Origin of the sequence: Paludibacter propionicigenes WB4, assembly GCF_000183135.1 — a bacterium.
Taxonomy (GTDB): Bacteria; Bacteroidota; Bacteroidia; order Bacteroidales; family Paludibacteraceae; genus Paludibacter; species Paludibacter propionicigenes.
This window is the reverse complement of sequence record NC_014734.1, coordinates 1,747,719-1,762,245: the sequence shown is the minus strand read 5'-3', so window position 1 is coordinate 1,762,245 and position 14,527 is coordinate 1,747,719. Positions and strand designations below refer to the sequence as shown.

Sequence of the window (14,527 nt, the reverse complement as noted above, 5' to 3'; positions counted from 1 at the left end):
CTCCTTCATGGCAAAGTTTTGCTGTCGAGGGGCAAAACTTTGCCAACTTTGGGTAAAACTTTGCCCCGACAGAGCAAAGTTTTGCTCTTCATCTCTAAAGTTTTGCTCATTGGGAGCAAACGATTACCCCATCGGGGCAAAGTTTTGGTATGAACGTGCAAATGATTGTACCGCTTGATCAAAACTTAATATGTTTGTCGATAACTTGGTTGAAATTAGTGGGGTAAGATGTGTTAAGTGTGAAAATAAAGGTTTATATTTGCAGACATGAATTATAACGATTAATAAATTATTAGTAAAATTTATGTTATGGCGGAGTCACAAGAATTATTGAAGTTGGTAGAAGATTTATTCGAAGAAGAGAAATATGATGAGATAATTGAATTATTATCAGATGAATTATTGTCTACGCAGAATAACTCAGATTTATATGCTTGGGCTGCTTGGGTATTTTTGAAAGAAAAAATAAAGATTTGCAAAAAGCATTTCTGCTGGCTGAAAAATCTATTAGTATTGATCCATATAATTCATTTGGTTATTTGCAACGTGGAGGAGCTTATTTTCAAGAAGATCAATTTGAAAAAGCATTTGAAGATGCTTCTAAAGCAATAGAATTAAACTCAAATAATGCATATGCATACAACCTCAGGGCTAGAGTATTTGTAAAAAGAGGGGAAAATGAGAAGGCGGAGGTTGAGTTCAAAAAAGCTATTGATTTAGATCCAAATTATGTTAATGCATATAATGCTAGAGGTGTATTTTTTACGGATTTAAAACAATGTGAAAAAGCAATTGAAGACTTCGATAAAGCTGTTGAGCTAAAGCCTAATTCTGCTTATATATACAATAATAGAGGAATTGCGTGGACAAAATTGGATGAAGATGAAAAAGCGATGGTAGATTACAACAGAACTCTTGAATTAGATAGCAATTATGTATTTACATATAATAACCGTGGAAACTTATGGCTAAAATTAGGCGAAATAGATAAGGCTTTAAAAGATTATAATAAAGCAATAGAGTTAGACAGTAATTTTGCAAACGCATATCGGAACAGAGGTATATTATATTTCAAAATAGGTAATTATGATAATGCCATTGAGAATTTTCAAAAAGCAATTAGTTTAGATGAAGGATTTAAGTTTCTAGAAGATAAAATAAAATTAGCTCAAGAGAAAATAAATGAGCAAAGACAATTTAATGAAAGTAATGTTGAAGAAGAAGATAAGGTTGAAAAAAGCAAATTAGAAAATGAAATTGAAAATATAATTGAATCAATTCGTGATGCTGCTAAATCAAAAGTAAAGATGGTTGCACATTATACAAAACTATCAGTTGCAGATATATATGTAAAAGAAATAAATGTAAAGATGCATTATAGTAATGCTATTTACATGAATGATCCGATGGAAGGTAAAGTGTTTTTTGATTATTTAGATAACGAAGAAATCACTAAAGCATATGTAAGTGGAGAAAAGCGAACCGAAACAAGTGTTTACTTGGGTTCATTTTTGCCAGCAGAAGAAAATGAAGGGGAAGTTTCACACGAAGATGAATTAGTCATGTGGCGAACTTATGGAAAAGATGAAAATGGAAAAGAGGCTTCGGGGTGCAATGTCGTTATTAGCAGTGATTTTTTTAAACTTAATTCTTCGCTAGAAGAAAAATCAATTTCAATGAGCGATAATGAAGAAGAGCTTTTGAATGTTGTTTACATAAAGAAGTTAAAATCGAGTAAAGAGATAACCAATGACAATAAAGATAAAATTGAACCGGCTATAGCTCAATTGAAGGATAAATTACTAGAGTTAATTCAGCTAAGAAATAAATATCAAAAAAAGGATGATTTTTACAGAGAGATTGAAAACTCAATATTTAAACGTCTCTCCACTATAAGTTATCTATTTAAATCTGCTGATTATAATTATGAACATGAAGTAAGAGTAATTACTTATATACCACGTAATAGTGATAATATTAAATTTAGAGAAGTAAACGAATCGAATTTACCGCGCAAACAATTTTATATTGAATCGTACAATGACATTCTGCCTTACATAAAGAAAATATACTTAGGACCTAAAGTAGAACATTACCAACGATGGAGTTTATATTTGGATTACGAAATTCGTCAACGTGTAAAAGAAGGAATGACAAATGTAAATCCATCAAATATTGAAATAATAAAATCTGAATGTAAATTTCAGTAACATCCTCCCCCTCTGGGTACTCCCCTTTAGAAGGGGAGATTGTTGGGTGCGGAGTTTTGAGAATTAAAGGGATGTGTGGAATTAAGTAGCCGGAAAAGTTCTGTTTTGTAAAGAGTACTGCACTTCTCATTTGTCCCCTTATCATAAGGGGACGAGCGCAGCGGCGGGGTTTGATAAGTAGCAGTGAAACCCCTCCCCCTTTCGGGTACTCCCCTTTAGAAGGGGAGATTGTTGGGTGCTGGAGTTTGTATGCCCGTTTGAAACTGTTTGAAAACACAGAACTTGGTTTGTAGCTAAAAATTATAATTGAAAGAACCCTCGCACTTCTCGTCTGTCCCCTTATCATAAGGGGACGAGCGCAGCGGAGGGGTTAAAGAATTATCCTGCCATTTACCTGTCAGTAATAATGTCACTTTGACTTATTTACTGACTTTTTCGGTTTGTTTTGCACTATGGCTCGTTTATTGTTGAACCTAAAACAGAGCAGTCCAGCTATGATTCATAACCGAACACGACTCAATATTAATTTATAAGTTTTACTTAATTAAATTGGAGGTTCTACTATGGGAGCAGCAGGTAACAAAAAGCCTAAAAAAGAGAAAACAGGTAAACACGTCAAACACGTACCATCGTATCAGGCGGAAACGGAAAGTGCAAAACCCGATTTCGAGGCTTTGAAAAAGAAGAAATGATTACTTACGTGATTAATTAAACAAGAAGAGATAAGGCTGTTGGCTTTATCTCTTCTTGTTTTTTATAGTATTAAACCCTTTCCCCGTTGGGTACTTTTCTTTAGGAAAGGGAAGAGTATCGGGTGCTAGAATTTGCAAGCTCGTTTGAAACTGTTTGAAAACACAGAATTTGGTTTAGAACTAAATATGATAATTGAGAGAAACTTCGCACTTCTTGCCTGTCCCCTTTACGAAAGGGGACGAGCGCAGCGGAGGGGTTTGGGTAATAACAAAAACAGGGCTTATTGCATTATGCAACAAGCCCTGTTTTTTATTTTGGTTTCTCTTTTTTAATAAGCCGATTCAAACTGCTGCAGGAATCGCACATCGTTTTCGGAGAACATGCGGAGGTCTTTTACCTGATATTTCAGGTTGGTGATGCGCTCCACGCCCATACCGAAGGCATAGCCAGAATATACTTTGGAGTCGATACCGCAGTTTTCCAACACATTGGGGTCAACCATGCCACAGCCCAGAATTTCTACCCAACCGGTGTGTTTGCAGAACGGACAGCCTTTGCCACCGCAGATATTACAAGAGATATCCATTTCGGCACTTGGCTCGGTGAATGGGAAATACGACGGACGCAAGCGGATTTCGGTATTTTCGCCGAACATTTCTTTGGCAAAATACATCAGCGCTTGTTTCAGATCGGCAAACGATACATCCTTGTCGATATACAAGCCTTCTACCTGATGGAAGAAGCAGTGTGCGCGGTAAGAGATGGCTTCGTTGCGGTAAACACGTCCCGGAAACAGCATACGGATAGGCGGTTTTTGGGTTGCCATCACGTGCGACTGTACGGATGAGGTGTGCGTACGAAGCAATACATCGGGGTTTTGTTCAATAAAGAATGTGTCTTGCATGTCGCGCGCCGGATGTTCGGGCGGAAAGTTCAGTGCACCAAACACATGCCAGTCGTCCTCAATTTCGGGACCCTCGGCCACGGTAAAACCAATGCGTGAAAAAATATCCACAATTTCGTGTTTCACCAACGACAGTGGATGACGGGTTCCCAGTTTTACAGGGTCGGCACTGCGGGTTAAATCCGGTTTATTTTCTGTATTGGTAGTAGCACCGAAAGCATCTTTCAGTTCGTTTATTTTATCTTGAGCGGAGTTTTTCAGTTCGTTCAACAATTGACCTACATCGCGTTTTTCTTCGTTAGCTACATTTCTGAAATCGTTGAAAAGTGTAGATATTTCACCCTTTTTGCTCAGGTATTTTATACGAAGTGCTTCCAGTTCTTCCTGGTTGCCAGCAGCCAACTGGTTTATTTCCTCCAGTAATTGTTTAATCCGATTCTTCATTTTGTCTTTACTCTGTTTGTGGAATAAAACCTATCTGCTGTCAGCGTTTTACCGATTCATTGATAGGCTATTCTGTTTGTCAATAAGGTTGCAAAAGTAATCATTTTTTGCCAAAAGTTTATCCTCTCTCCGTAAAAATGGGATGCGTATAAAAAAAAAGGACGGCAAATCGTTTTTTGTCTGAATTTTGCCTTATATTTGTCAAACGCAAAGCAAATTTGCTCCGAAACTATCGGATGCAAAGGCGTGACCGAATGAAAGAACGAATTTGTGCTGAGATGTGTTGTTGATGTAAGTTAAACCCTGAAACCGGTAGTATAGTCAGATACCAGTGCAGACCTGAAGCTGATGCGGACAGTCTGATATGGGTCTGAATGCTATGTTTTTTTAAACCTCTGTTTTATATATGAATATTGAAAATATCCTTCGATTCTTGACGGAACTCAGCCAGAACAATAACCGCGAATGGTTTGCCGAGAATAAAAAATGGTATGATCAGACCCGTGCTGACTTTGAACAACTAAGCAAAAACCTGATTGTAGAAATCTCCCGGTTTGACGAAGAGATAAAACATGTGGAAGTAAAAGACTGTGTGTTCAGAATTTACCGCGACACCCGTTTTTCGCACGATAAGACGCCGTATAAAACGCACTTCGGTGTGTATATTGCTACTGCCGGCGGACGAAAAAGTCAGCGGGGCGGATACTATCTGCATCTGGATCCTGCAGGCTGTTTTGTGGCGGTGGGAGTTTGGTGCCCACAACCTGATGTACTGAAAGCCTTGCGCCAGAGTGTATACGATAATATTGAAGAACTGAATGAAATACGCCACAGTAAGGAGTTTTCTAAGTACTTCAATTCTTTTTTTGAAGAGGATAAGCTTAAAACCGTTCCTCGCGGATTTCCGAAAGATTTTCCGGATGCCGAACTGCTCAAACTGAAACATTACCTGGTAGAGTATAAGCTCGATGAAAGTATGCTGAGCGCAGCTGATTTTATTCCGCGTCTGGGTGAAATACTGAAATGTGCTTACCCGCTCAATCAGTTTTTGAATTACACGGTGGATGAAGTAAATCCTTGATGTGTAATTAAAATATTAATAACTTAGAATAAAAATGATTTTAGATTCTCTTGAAAATTCAGGACTGTATGAGTCAGTCCACCCGCGTTTAAAGAAAGCTTTTGAGTATTTACGCAGCACAGATTTAGCTGCTCTTCCGATAGGAAAAATCGAATTGGAAGGTCAGAATCTGGTGGTAAATGTAGTGGAGATGACCGGAAAAACCGTTGATATGGCAAAGGTTGAAACTCATAATCGATACATTGACATACAAATTCCAATTGATGCAGCCGAAACGATGGGTTGGATTGCAGCCAATCAACTGAAAGAAGTTTCAACAGCATATAATGCTGAGAAAGATATTACTTTTTTCGCCGATAAAGCATCGAATCTGATACTGGTTCAACCATACGAGTTTGTGGTGTTTTTCCCTACCGATGGGCATCAACCCGGTATCGGAAGCGGAAACTATAAGAAAGTAATAGTAAAGATTCTAGCCTGATCTTTTCCCTGTCGTAAGCTGTTTTTGGTTTCGACCGAACTATGAAAAAATATTCACCGTTTGTGGACGAATTATTTTTTTGAAAACCTGAATTATTAATACGATTCAATTTCCTAAATGTTGCCTGCTGATTAAATAAACATGAAATAAGCAGGTTAAAAACTTGAATGTATGGAAGAACTTGCAATATTAAAATCCGACTCACTATTGGCTCCTTATGCCAATGCCATAAACGGGCGATATGAGTATTTCGAAAGCATTGAAAAAAAACTGGTGCCCGAAGGGCAAACCCTGTCTAATTTTGCTACCGGTTATTTATATTTCGGGCTGCACCGGCTTTCTGATGGCTGGGTGTTTCGGGAGTGGGCACCCAATGCTTCGGCAATATTCCTGATAGGCGATTTTAATAACTGGCAACGACATCCCGACTATCAGTTAAAGAGAATCCAAAACGGCAACTGGGAAATTCGCTTGCCCGATTATGCCATTGCACATACTCAGTTATACAAACTGCTCGTGGAGTGGGAGGGCGGAAGCGGCGAACGTATTCCGGCATGGGCGCGCAGAGTAGTGCAAGACGATACTACTAAAATTTTCAGTGCGCAGGTTTGGAGTCCGTTTCAGCCTTACGTATTCAAAAATACCAAATTCAAACCGACTACCGACCCGTTGTTGATCTATGAATGCCATATTGGCATGTCGAGTTCGCAGGAGAAGGTTTCTACTTACGAAGAATTTCGCACCACAGTTTTGCCCCGCATTCATCGCGACGGGTACAATTGTATTCAGATAATGGCCATTCAGGAGCATCCGTATTACGGGTCTTTTGGCTACCATGTGTCCAGTTTTTTTGCTGCTTCGTCGCGTTTCGGGACACCCGATGAGCTGAAACATTTAATTGATGATGCGCACGGACTGGGCATTTCGGTTATTATGGATATTGTGCATTCGCACGCCGTAAGGAATGAAGTTGAGGGACTGGGTCGTTTCGACGGAACTCCTTATCAGTATTTTCATGGCGGTTCGCGCCGCGAGCATCCGGCGTGGGATTCGCTCTGCTTCGATTATGCCAAGCCGTCGGTACTTCACTTTTTATTATCAAACTGTAAGTTCTGGCTGGAGGAATATAAATTTGACGGTTTCCGCTTTGATGGGGTTACTTCTATGCTTTATCGTAGTCACGGACTGGGCGAGGATTTTTCAGGGTACGAATCATACTATAACATGAACCAGGATGGTGATGCCATTTGTTACCTTACGCTGGCTAACAAATTGATTCATCAGGTAAATCCTTATGCTATAACGGTGGCTGAAGAGGTCAGCGGTATGCCTGGTTTGGCTACCAGGGTAGAAGATGGTGGTATTGGTTTCGATTATCGAATGGCCATGGGAATCCCGGATTTCTGGATTAAACAGATAAAGGAGATAAAAGATGAAGACTGGAAAGTGGGCAATATCTTGTGGGAATTGACCAACCGTAGAGTTGAAGAAAAAACCATTAATTATGCCGAAAGCCACGATCAGGCTTTGGTAGGCGATAAAACTATTATTTTCCGTCTGATTGATTCGGAAATGTACTGGCACATGCAGCGCGGCGACAGTACGCTGGTGGTAGACAGAGGGGTAGCTCTGCATAAAATGATCAGGCTTATTACCGCCACCACCATCAACGGAGGTTACCTGAACTTTATGGGAAATGAATTCGGACATCCCGAATGGATAGATTTTCCGCGCGAAGGTAACGGCTGGTCATACAAATATGCCCGTCGCCAGTGGGAACTGGTAGATAACGAAAAATATCTTTATAATGCGTTGGGCGAGTTTGACCGCTCCATGATTGAACTGATAAACTCGGTTCCGGAGTTTAATAAAACCGCCATTCAGCAACTTTGGGATAAAGAAGGAGATCAGGTGCTGGCTTTTCAGCGTGAAGATATGGTATTTGTGTTTAATTTCAATGGATTGAAATCGTTTACAGATTATGGAATCCTGGCCGATCAGGGTAGTTATGAGATAGTACTCAATACCGACAATTCTGTTTTTGGTGGATTTGATTTAATCGATGAATCTGTAGTGCATGTTACTACGCCTTACCCACGTGATCCTTCAGGACGAGAATGGTTGAAGCTATATATTCCAGCACGTACAGCATTTGTGCTCAAGAAAAAGGCTGATTGATAAAATACGTATTGAGTAATCACTAAGCATAATATAAAAGCAGGCTAACTCCAGATTCGGGAGTTAGCCTGCTTTTTATTAATTCTTCGCTGTAATTATTTTTTGACCTCGAAAAAGCTGAAATTGACGTTTCCGTAGTTTCTGTGATCGACGAAATTCGGATGGTTCGTGAATATGGTTTTAGCCGAATGTTCTAAAACAAAAAGTCCATCTTCCTTTAATAGATTATGACTGAAAATCAAATCGGGTATTTCTTCAATTCTGTTCAGTTCATAAGGCGGATCGGCAAAAATCATATCGAACTGAGTGTGACAACTGTTGATGAATTTAAAAACATCGGTCTTTAATAACGATAGGTTGTCTATCTTAAGTTCGGCACACACTTTACGGATAAAGGCACAATGGCGGTCGTTTTGCTCGATGCTGATAACGCTTTTGCAGTCGCGCGATACAAACTCGATACTGATACCACCCGTACCGGCAAATAAATCGAGGACATCAATTCCTTCGAAATCCATTCTGTTGTTCAGCAGATTGAATAGTCCTTCCTTAGCAAAATCAGTTGTAGGGCGCGCAGTTATATTGCTTGGCGCACTTATTCTTCGTCCCTTATATTTCCCGCTTATTATTCGCATTAATTTAGTTTTTAGTTTTTCTCGGCTTCTGTTATTATTGGCCGTTTACATCCAGGTATTTTTCTAAGGTATTCTTTAATTCCTGCTTCTTTTCGGCATTGAACAGATATACTTTGCACTTATCGGTATCAATAGACAGCTTATCAATAATGTTGAGTGTGTGATAAGTGAAATCTTCGGCAGTTTGGTAACTGTAGCTGTTCAGCAGATATAGTTTTCCGTTTTTAAAGGTTATTACATCCATTTTCTTCTGACGCGTCCAGATGAATATTGCATTTTCGTGCTGTGTTTTCACTTTGGCGGATAAAAAATAGCTGGTGTGATGCTCAATAATCGTGTTCGGAAATAGCTGGCTCAGTGCAACCTGAATAGTTTTTGGTATTGCAAAGATACTTACCGTGTCCCATACCGGCAGGTAGTTGTACAAAACTATGTCATTTTTCAGGGTCTTTTGTTCCTGAAAATTCAAATGTTGTTCAGCTTCATTGGAACGAAATATTGGAGCCGGTACAAATGTGTAAAAATCAGATTCGTAAATGAGTCGTATGTTTCGGTAGTTTAACTGTGTTTCTCTTTTTACCAGCTGTGTAATCTCGTCTACAGATAATGAGTTCCAGATGGTAGGTATCGTTTTGGACGAAATCAGCGAATCCGCACCGTCAGCAATTGACAAAGAAAATCCATCCAAAGTAATTCGAATGGACAAACTATATTGATGGCTGGTTGTTGAATCGGTGTGTAGTTCCATACTGTAAATAATCGGGTTTCAAAGGTAAAAATGCTGTTTTCGTCGCATGCAAATTTAAGCAAGAAAATCCAAAACTCTTAGGTCGGACGATAACTTTATTTGATTTTTTTATTATCTGTCTGATATTACAATATTTTTCTAACTCTATTTTGAAGGTTCTTGAACTTTGTGTCGTATCTTTGCATTTGAGAAAATGAACCAAACCCAAAGTGTCGATACCGGCAGTAAAAGAGAGATTTTCAGTCTTTCTGCACACACAACCACTGCCGATTGATCAACTTTTTCACTGAAAACTGTTTTGTATTATGACGCATAAAAACAACATATCGTTTCGAAAGCAATATCATAAATTTCTTCATTCGCATGCAGGCATTTTTAGTTTTGAAGAAAGAAATCAGATAAGAATCATTCTGCGTGAGTATTTCGCCATGTTTCCGGCAGAAGGGGTCGCACCCGGAAAATCTATCGCTGATAAAATTCAGATAGTAGAGGTTCTGTTGGATGAAATTGGCTTGGGAAAAGCAGCTGTACTGAGTGTTTTGTTTCACGAACTGGTAGAAAAGCAACATCTCAGCGTTGCTGATATTGAATCGAAATTCAATACGCAGGTTTCGTCTATTATTAATGGGATGATGCGTGTAGAGGAGCTTTATGCCCGAAATGCTTCGCTTGAAACGGAAAATTTCCGTAAACTGTTTCTCACATTTGCCGAAGATGTCAGGGTGATTTTAATTATCATAGCCGAGCATCTTCAGATTATGCGCACCCTGCATTTATTCCCCGAAGATAAGAGACAAAATATAGCCCGCGAAGCATCATTTCTGTATGCTCCTTTGGCTCACCGTATGGGGCTGTACGCCGTAAAGACTGAGTTGGAAGATTTGTCACTTAAATATACCAACCGGGAAATTTATAACGAAATAGCTTATAAACTGAGCGATACCAAACGCGAGCGTGATAAGTTTATTGCTGATTTTATTGCCCCTTTAAAAGAAAAAATGAGTGAATTGGGTTTTCAATTTACCATTAAAGGGCGTACAAAATCGATCAATTCCATTTATTCAAAGATAAAGAAGCAAAATACAAGTTTCGAAAATATATACGATTTATTCGCTATTCGCATTATATTCGATGTGCCGCTCGATAAAGAAAAAGCCGCATGTTGGCAGGCTTATTCTATCGTAGCTGACATGTATCAGCCTAATCCCAAGAGACTTCGTGACTGGTTGTCAATTCCCAAAACTAATGGTTACGAGAGTTTGCACACAACGGTGCTGGGACCGGAAGGTAAATGGGTGGAAGTGCAAATTCGTACCGTACGCATGGATGAAGTGGCTGAAAAAGGTTTGGCTGCGCATTGGAAATACAAGGGAATTAAAAGTGAGTCCGGCATGGACGAATGGTTGACCAGCATTCGCGAGATATTGGAAAATCCGGAGTTGAATGCAGTAGACTTTATGGATGAATTCAAGCTGAATTTGTACGACAAAGAGGTTTTTGTGTTTACTCCCAGCGGCGATCTGCATAAATTACCTAAAGGTGCTACGGCGCTGGATTTTGCCTTTTCGATTCATTCAAACATAGGATGCAAGTGTGTTGGCGCGAAAGTAAACGGCAAAAACATGCCCATAAAGTACGTGCTTAATAACGGCGATCAGGTGGAAGTTCTAACTTCTCCCACTCAAAAACCAAATCCGGCATGGCTGAACGTGGTAACTACATCGCGCGCCAAAACCAAGATTCGTCAGGCGCTGAAAGAGGTTGAATTTAAAGATGCTGAAATTGGACGCGAAACGTTGGTTCGCCGGTTCAAAAACTGGAAAATAGAACTCGAAGATGGTAAAATATCCCGATTGGCGAAGAAAAAGGGTTTCAAAACTGTAAGTGATTTTTATCAGGAAATAGCTCGTGAAAATCTGGACGTGCACGTATTGCGTGATGCCTATCTTGACCTCGATAAACCTACTATAACCGAACAACCGGAGACCCGCAGAGCAGATGCATTCTCGAAAGAGCCCGAGTTGGTTACGGCTTCCAATAAGGATGATGTATTGGTTATCGGTGCGGACTTAAAGGGTGTTGATTTCAAGTTGGCTAAATGCTGCAATCCGATTTATGGTGATGATGTTTTTGGATTTGTGGCTGTGGCTGGAGGTATAAAAATTCACAAAACGGATTGTCCCAATGCTCCGCAAATGATAGCTCGTTTCGGTTATCGTATTGTAAAGGCACGTTGGTCGGGTAAGTCGGTCGGTTCGCAGTATCCAATCACCCTGAGAATTGTGGGGCATGATGATATTGGAATTGTGACCAATATTACTTCGTTGATTTCTAAAGAGAAGAATATCTCTTTGCGCTCAATATCAATTGATTCTAATGCGGGGCTATTTCAGGGTAATCTGACAATTATGGTAAACGACACGAAAGATCTTGAAGCCATTGTGAAGAAAATTCAGGTGGTGAAAGGGGTTAAGAATGTATCAAGGTCATAGTTTCTTTATAACGTCGTGTAATAAAGCAAATAATATATTTATAAATAAAATCAGGCTTTTTAATCAGGATAAATGATTGAAGAGTTTTAAAATACAGAGAAAATGTTTTCAGGAATAATAGAAGAAGCAGCTGAGGTTGTTGCATTAAAAAAAGATCAGGAGAACCTGCATATAACCATGTCGTGCTCGTTTACCCATGAGCTGAAAATTGATCAGAGTGTAGCTCATAATGGTGTGTGTCTGACAGTGGTATCTAAAACCGACGATACTTATACCGTCACAGCCATTAAAGAAACCCTCGAAAGATCGAATCTTGGTTTGCTTGTGCCCGGGAGTAAGGTTAACTTAGAGCGTAGCATGATAATGAATGGCAGGTTGGATGGACATATTGTTCAGGGGCATGTTGATCAGACGGCCACTTGTACTGAAGTCAAAGAAGCTGATGGAAGTTGGTATTTCACTTTCGAATATCCTTTTGATAAAGAAATGGCTAAGCGCGGATACATGACAGTGGATAAAGGTTCTGTGACTGTAAACGGTGTGAGTCTGACTGTTTGTAATCCTACCGATAACAGTTTTCAGGTTGCTATAATTCCTTATACTTACGAGCATACTAATTTTCATCAAATAAAAGTTGGTACAGTTATTAACCTTGAATTTGACATAATAGGTAAATATGTTAGCCGAATGATGGCATTTTAGAGGATAAAACTAGATTTTTAGCATACAAACAAACTATATCTTGGTTGCGATTGTTAGTAAGCAGATGATATAGTTATTTGATTATGGAAAAGCTGAGAAAGCAAATAAGAGAGTCGTTTTTTAATCCAATCCTTCATTTTTTACCACTGATCCTTTTTTTGGTTGCAGATGATTTTTGGGGCATGGATGTAGCCTGGAAGGTGTCGTTTCCTATTTCTCTGGCTCTTTTGGTTTATGTCTATTATGTTTATAGCCGGATTTTTAATTGGCATTTAATATTTACAATATTTTATTTGGGGGTAAGTTTTCTTGCCACGATAGCAGCTTTGTTGCCGGAATCTATCATTAGTCATGAAATTATTTATGAGCTAGTCTTAGTCGCCTTTCTTCTTGCGTTTCTTCTTTTCAGAAAGAAAATTCAGAAGTCAATCCAGAAGGTTGTTTCAGGGTTAATCCCCATGACTAATAATTTTAATGAGTTGTTTCGGGTTAGCTGGATATTCTTCTCGGTTCTTTTACTATACTCTTCCGGCTTTTTAGTCCTTCAACATTTGCATAGCGATGCTGTTTCTTACCAGCAAATGTTGCAGTATGTATATATCAGTATCGTAATCTTTCTGGTATTGTACGAGCTATTGAGAGTGCAAATAATACGCTCAAAATTATTCAGAGAAGAGTGGTGGCCGATAGTAAATACTCAAGGCAAGATAGTAGGTAGTATTCAGCAGATGACTAGCCTGAATGATGAGAAAAAATATATGCATCCCGTTGTTCGTGTTTTATTTATAGACAAAAGCATGGTTCTTTTGCGTAAATGCGATTCTGACGATGCTGATTTTCCAGGGTTATGGGATACTACAGTTTCTGGTCATGTGCAAATGGATGAGACTATTGAACGTTGTGTGGAACAGATTGCTGTTGATAAGTTTTCGTTAGAAAATTTTAAATACATGTACTTGTCCAACTATACGATAGAATGTAAAAGAGAGAAACAATATGCCTTTTTATTTGTAAGTTGTCAGCAGGTTGAGTATGATCTGAGTCCAACTTTCTCAGAACAAACAAAGTGGTGGACTCAAAAACAAATAGAGGATAATTTGACTTCCGGTATTTTTACTGATAATTTTGTAACGGAGTTTGATTTGTTGCAGCGAAGCGGTTTGCTTGAGACTGGTAAATGTCATTGTAATTGCAGATTAAAAGAGGCCATTTATAATCAGTCAAGTGCTTTTAGAAGAGTTTGATAAAAGTTGTTTCTACTTAACTCCTTCCTGAAAAAACTAAATGTCCATACAATTATTTAGAAATAGTTGTATGGACATTTGTAATTTAAGTGAGCTTTGTGCGTATTCAGGAACGCTTCTTTCTTATTCCCATAAATACAAACTCAACTATGCTGTTCTTGTTTTTTTCAAATTGAGAGCTTATATTTTGGCGGATGTATGGAACTTCCAATCCTTTGATAGAATAGAATATTATGATCGATGATAAATCGGGATCCATTCTGTTGAAAATATTTTTTTCAATACCTTCGGCAATTATTGAACGAATTAGTGCAATTTCCAAAACATCAATTTTTCGGCGTTTGCGCTCAACCTCGTATATGTCGTGGAAAAAGTCCGCTCGAAGCGAACCGTTTCTGTTTACCACATCTTTTACTGCATCAAGATGCGCCAATATGTGATTTGTAAGCTTTACATCGGGTTCTGTATTTTGTGCAGAAACGATAGTGAGCTTTTCTAATATTGAATCTAATTCTTTGTCAATAACCGCTTTATATATATCTTCTTTATTGTTGAAATAGGTATACAAGGTGCGTCTTCCCTTTTTTGAAGCTTCCGCAATGTCATTCATGGTTACCTCTTTTTTTCCGCTTGCAGCAAAAAGTTGTCGGGCAACCTCGATGAGCATTTTTTTTGTATTAGACATTTTATTCGGCATTTGAGCTATAAAATTTAC

At 38.8% G+C, this 14,527-nt stretch carries 12 protein-coding genes; 8 read left to right on the top strand and 4 right to left on the bottom strand.

Going from position 1 to position 14,527, the window contains the following annotated elements; translation table 11 throughout:
- The first annotated feature begins 443 nt into the window (after positions 1-443).
- The gene (locus PALPR_RS07415; protein ID WP_148226443.1) at positions 444-2,210 is read left to right on the top strand and encodes a tetratricopeptide repeat protein; all 1,767 of its coding nucleotides are present in this window, start codon (positions 444-446) and stop codon (positions 2,208-2,210) included.
- A 563-nt stretch (positions 2,211-2,773) separates the two neighbouring features.
- On the top strand, positions 2,774-2,902 hold the full coding sequence (locus tag PALPR_RS15990; protein WP_013444998.1) for a hypothetical protein: 129 nt from the start codon (positions 2,774-2,776) through the stop codon (positions 2,900-2,902).
- A gap of 329 nt (positions 2,903-3,231) precedes the next feature.
- Here the strand turns inward: PALPR_RS15990 and PALPR_RS07410 are convergent, their stop codons facing one another.
- The gene (locus PALPR_RS07410; RefSeq protein WP_013444997.1) at positions 3,232-4,251 is read right to left on the bottom strand and encodes a phenylalanine--tRNA ligase subunit alpha; all 1,020 of its coding nucleotides are present in this window, start codon (positions 4,249-4,251) and stop codon (positions 3,232-3,234) included.
- A 406-nt stretch (positions 4,252-4,657) separates the two neighbouring features.
- On the opposite strand from PALPR_RS07410, the gene PALPR_RS07405 reads away from it, so the two are divergent.
- The 3 genes from PALPR_RS07405 to PALPR_RS07395 all read left to right on the top strand — a co-directional run bounded on the left by PALPR_RS07405 (position 4,658) and on the right by PALPR_RS07395 (position 7,991).
- On the top strand, positions 4,658-5,332 hold the full coding sequence (locus PALPR_RS07405) for a DUF2461 domain-containing protein (RefSeq protein WP_013444996.1): 675 nt from the start codon (positions 4,658-4,660) through the stop codon (positions 5,330-5,332).
- A gap of 34 nt (positions 5,333-5,366) precedes the next feature.
- A complete protein-coding gene (locus tag PALPR_RS07400) occupies positions 5,367-5,813 on the top strand; it encodes a NanQ anomerase/TabA/YiaL family protein (RefSeq protein ID WP_013444995.1) in 447 nt (148 codons plus the stop codon).
- A 171-nt stretch (positions 5,814-5,984) separates the two neighbouring features.
- On the top strand, positions 5,985-7,991 hold the full coding sequence (locus PALPR_RS07395; RefSeq protein ID WP_013444994.1) for an alpha amylase C-terminal domain-containing protein: 2,007 nt from the start codon (positions 5,985-5,987) through the stop codon (positions 7,989-7,991).
- A gap of 95 nt (positions 7,992-8,086) precedes the next feature.
- Here the strand turns inward: PALPR_RS07395 and rsmD are convergent, their stop codons facing one another.
- Both rsmD and PALPR_RS07385 read right to left on the bottom strand, forming a co-directional pair.
- Entirely contained in the window at positions 8,087-8,626 is a 540-nt protein-coding gene (rsmD, locus tag PALPR_RS07390) for a 16S rRNA (guanine(966)-N(2))-methyltransferase RsmD (RefSeq protein ID WP_013444993.1), read from the bottom strand.
- 34 nt (positions 8,627-8,660) lie between these two features.
- Complete coding sequence (locus tag PALPR_RS07385; RefSeq protein WP_013444992.1) at positions 8,661-9,374, bottom strand: DUF3822 family protein; 714 nt, start codon at positions 9,372-9,374, stop codon at positions 8,661-8,663.
- Positions 9,375-9,679: 305 nt separating this feature from the next.
- Here PALPR_RS07385 and PALPR_RS07380 point away from each other — a divergent pair, with 305 nt between their 5' ends.
- The 3 genes from PALPR_RS07380 to PALPR_RS07370 all read left to right on the top strand — a co-directional run bounded on the left by PALPR_RS07380 (position 9,680) and on the right by PALPR_RS07370 (position 13,812).
- Positions 9,680-11,866: a RelA/SpoT family protein gene (locus tag PALPR_RS07380; RefSeq protein WP_013444991.1), complete on the top strand. Its 2,187-nt coding sequence runs from the start codon at positions 9,680-9,682 to the stop codon at positions 11,864-11,866.
- Between the two features lie 102 nt (positions 11,867-11,968).
- Positions 11,969-12,568: a riboflavin synthase gene (locus PALPR_RS07375; protein WP_013444990.1), complete on the top strand. Its 600-nt coding sequence runs from the start codon at positions 11,969-11,971 to the stop codon at positions 12,566-12,568.
- A gap of 83 nt (positions 12,569-12,651) precedes the next feature.
- Entirely contained in the window at positions 12,652-13,812 is a 1,161-nt protein-coding gene (locus PALPR_RS07370; RefSeq protein WP_013444989.1) for an NUDIX hydrolase, read from the top strand.
- A gap of 106 nt (positions 13,813-13,918) precedes the next feature.
- Here the strand turns inward: PALPR_RS07370 and PALPR_RS07365 are convergent, their stop codons facing one another.
- Complete coding sequence (locus PALPR_RS07365) at positions 13,919-14,497, bottom strand: TetR/AcrR family transcriptional regulator (RefSeq protein WP_041620326.1); 579 nt, start codon at positions 14,495-14,497, stop codon at positions 13,919-13,921.
- Positions 14,498-14,527 lie beyond the last annotated feature (30 nt).

Bases quoted from the DNA above. Each gene is read 5' to 3' on its own strand.
- PALPR_RS15990 (WP_013444998.1), top strand. From the start codon at position 2,774: ATGGGAGCAGCAGGTAACAAAAAGCCTAAAAAAGAGAAAACAGGTAAA.
- PALPR_RS07410 (WP_013444997.1), bottom strand. From the start codon at position 4,251: ATGAAGAATCGGATTAAACAATTACTGGAGGAAATAAACCAGTTGGCT.
- PALPR_RS07405 (WP_013444996.1), top strand. From the start codon at position 4,658: ATGAATATTGAAAATATCCTTCGATTCTTGACGGAACTCAGCCAGAAC.
- PALPR_RS07400 (WP_013444995.1), top strand. From the start codon at position 5,367: ATGATTTTAGATTCTCTTGAAAATTCAGGACTGTATGAGTCAGTCCAC.
- PALPR_RS07395 (WP_013444994.1), top strand. From the start codon at position 5,985: ATGGAAGAACTTGCAATATTAAAATCCGACTCACTATTGGCTCCTTAT.
- rsmD (WP_013444993.1), bottom strand. From the start codon at position 8,626: ATGCGAATAATAAGCGGGAAATATAAGGGACGAAGAATAAGTGCGCCA.
- PALPR_RS07385 (WP_013444992.1), bottom strand. From the start codon at position 9,374: ATGGAACTACACACCGATTCAACAACCAGCCATCAATATAGTTTGTCC.
- PALPR_RS07380 (WP_013444991.1), top strand. From the start codon at position 9,680: ATGACGCATAAAAACAACATATCGTTTCGAAAGCAATATCATAAATTT.
- PALPR_RS07375 (WP_013444990.1), top strand. From the start codon at position 11,969: ATGTTTTCAGGAATAATAGAAGAAGCAGCTGAGGTTGTTGCATTAAAA.
- PALPR_RS07370 (WP_013444989.1), top strand. From the start codon at position 12,652: ATGGAAAAGCTGAGAAAGCAAATAAGAGAGTCGTTTTTTAATCCAATC.
- PALPR_RS07365 (WP_041620326.1), bottom strand. From the start codon at position 14,497: ATGTCTAATACAAAAAAAATGCTCATCGAGGTTGCCCGACAACTTTTT.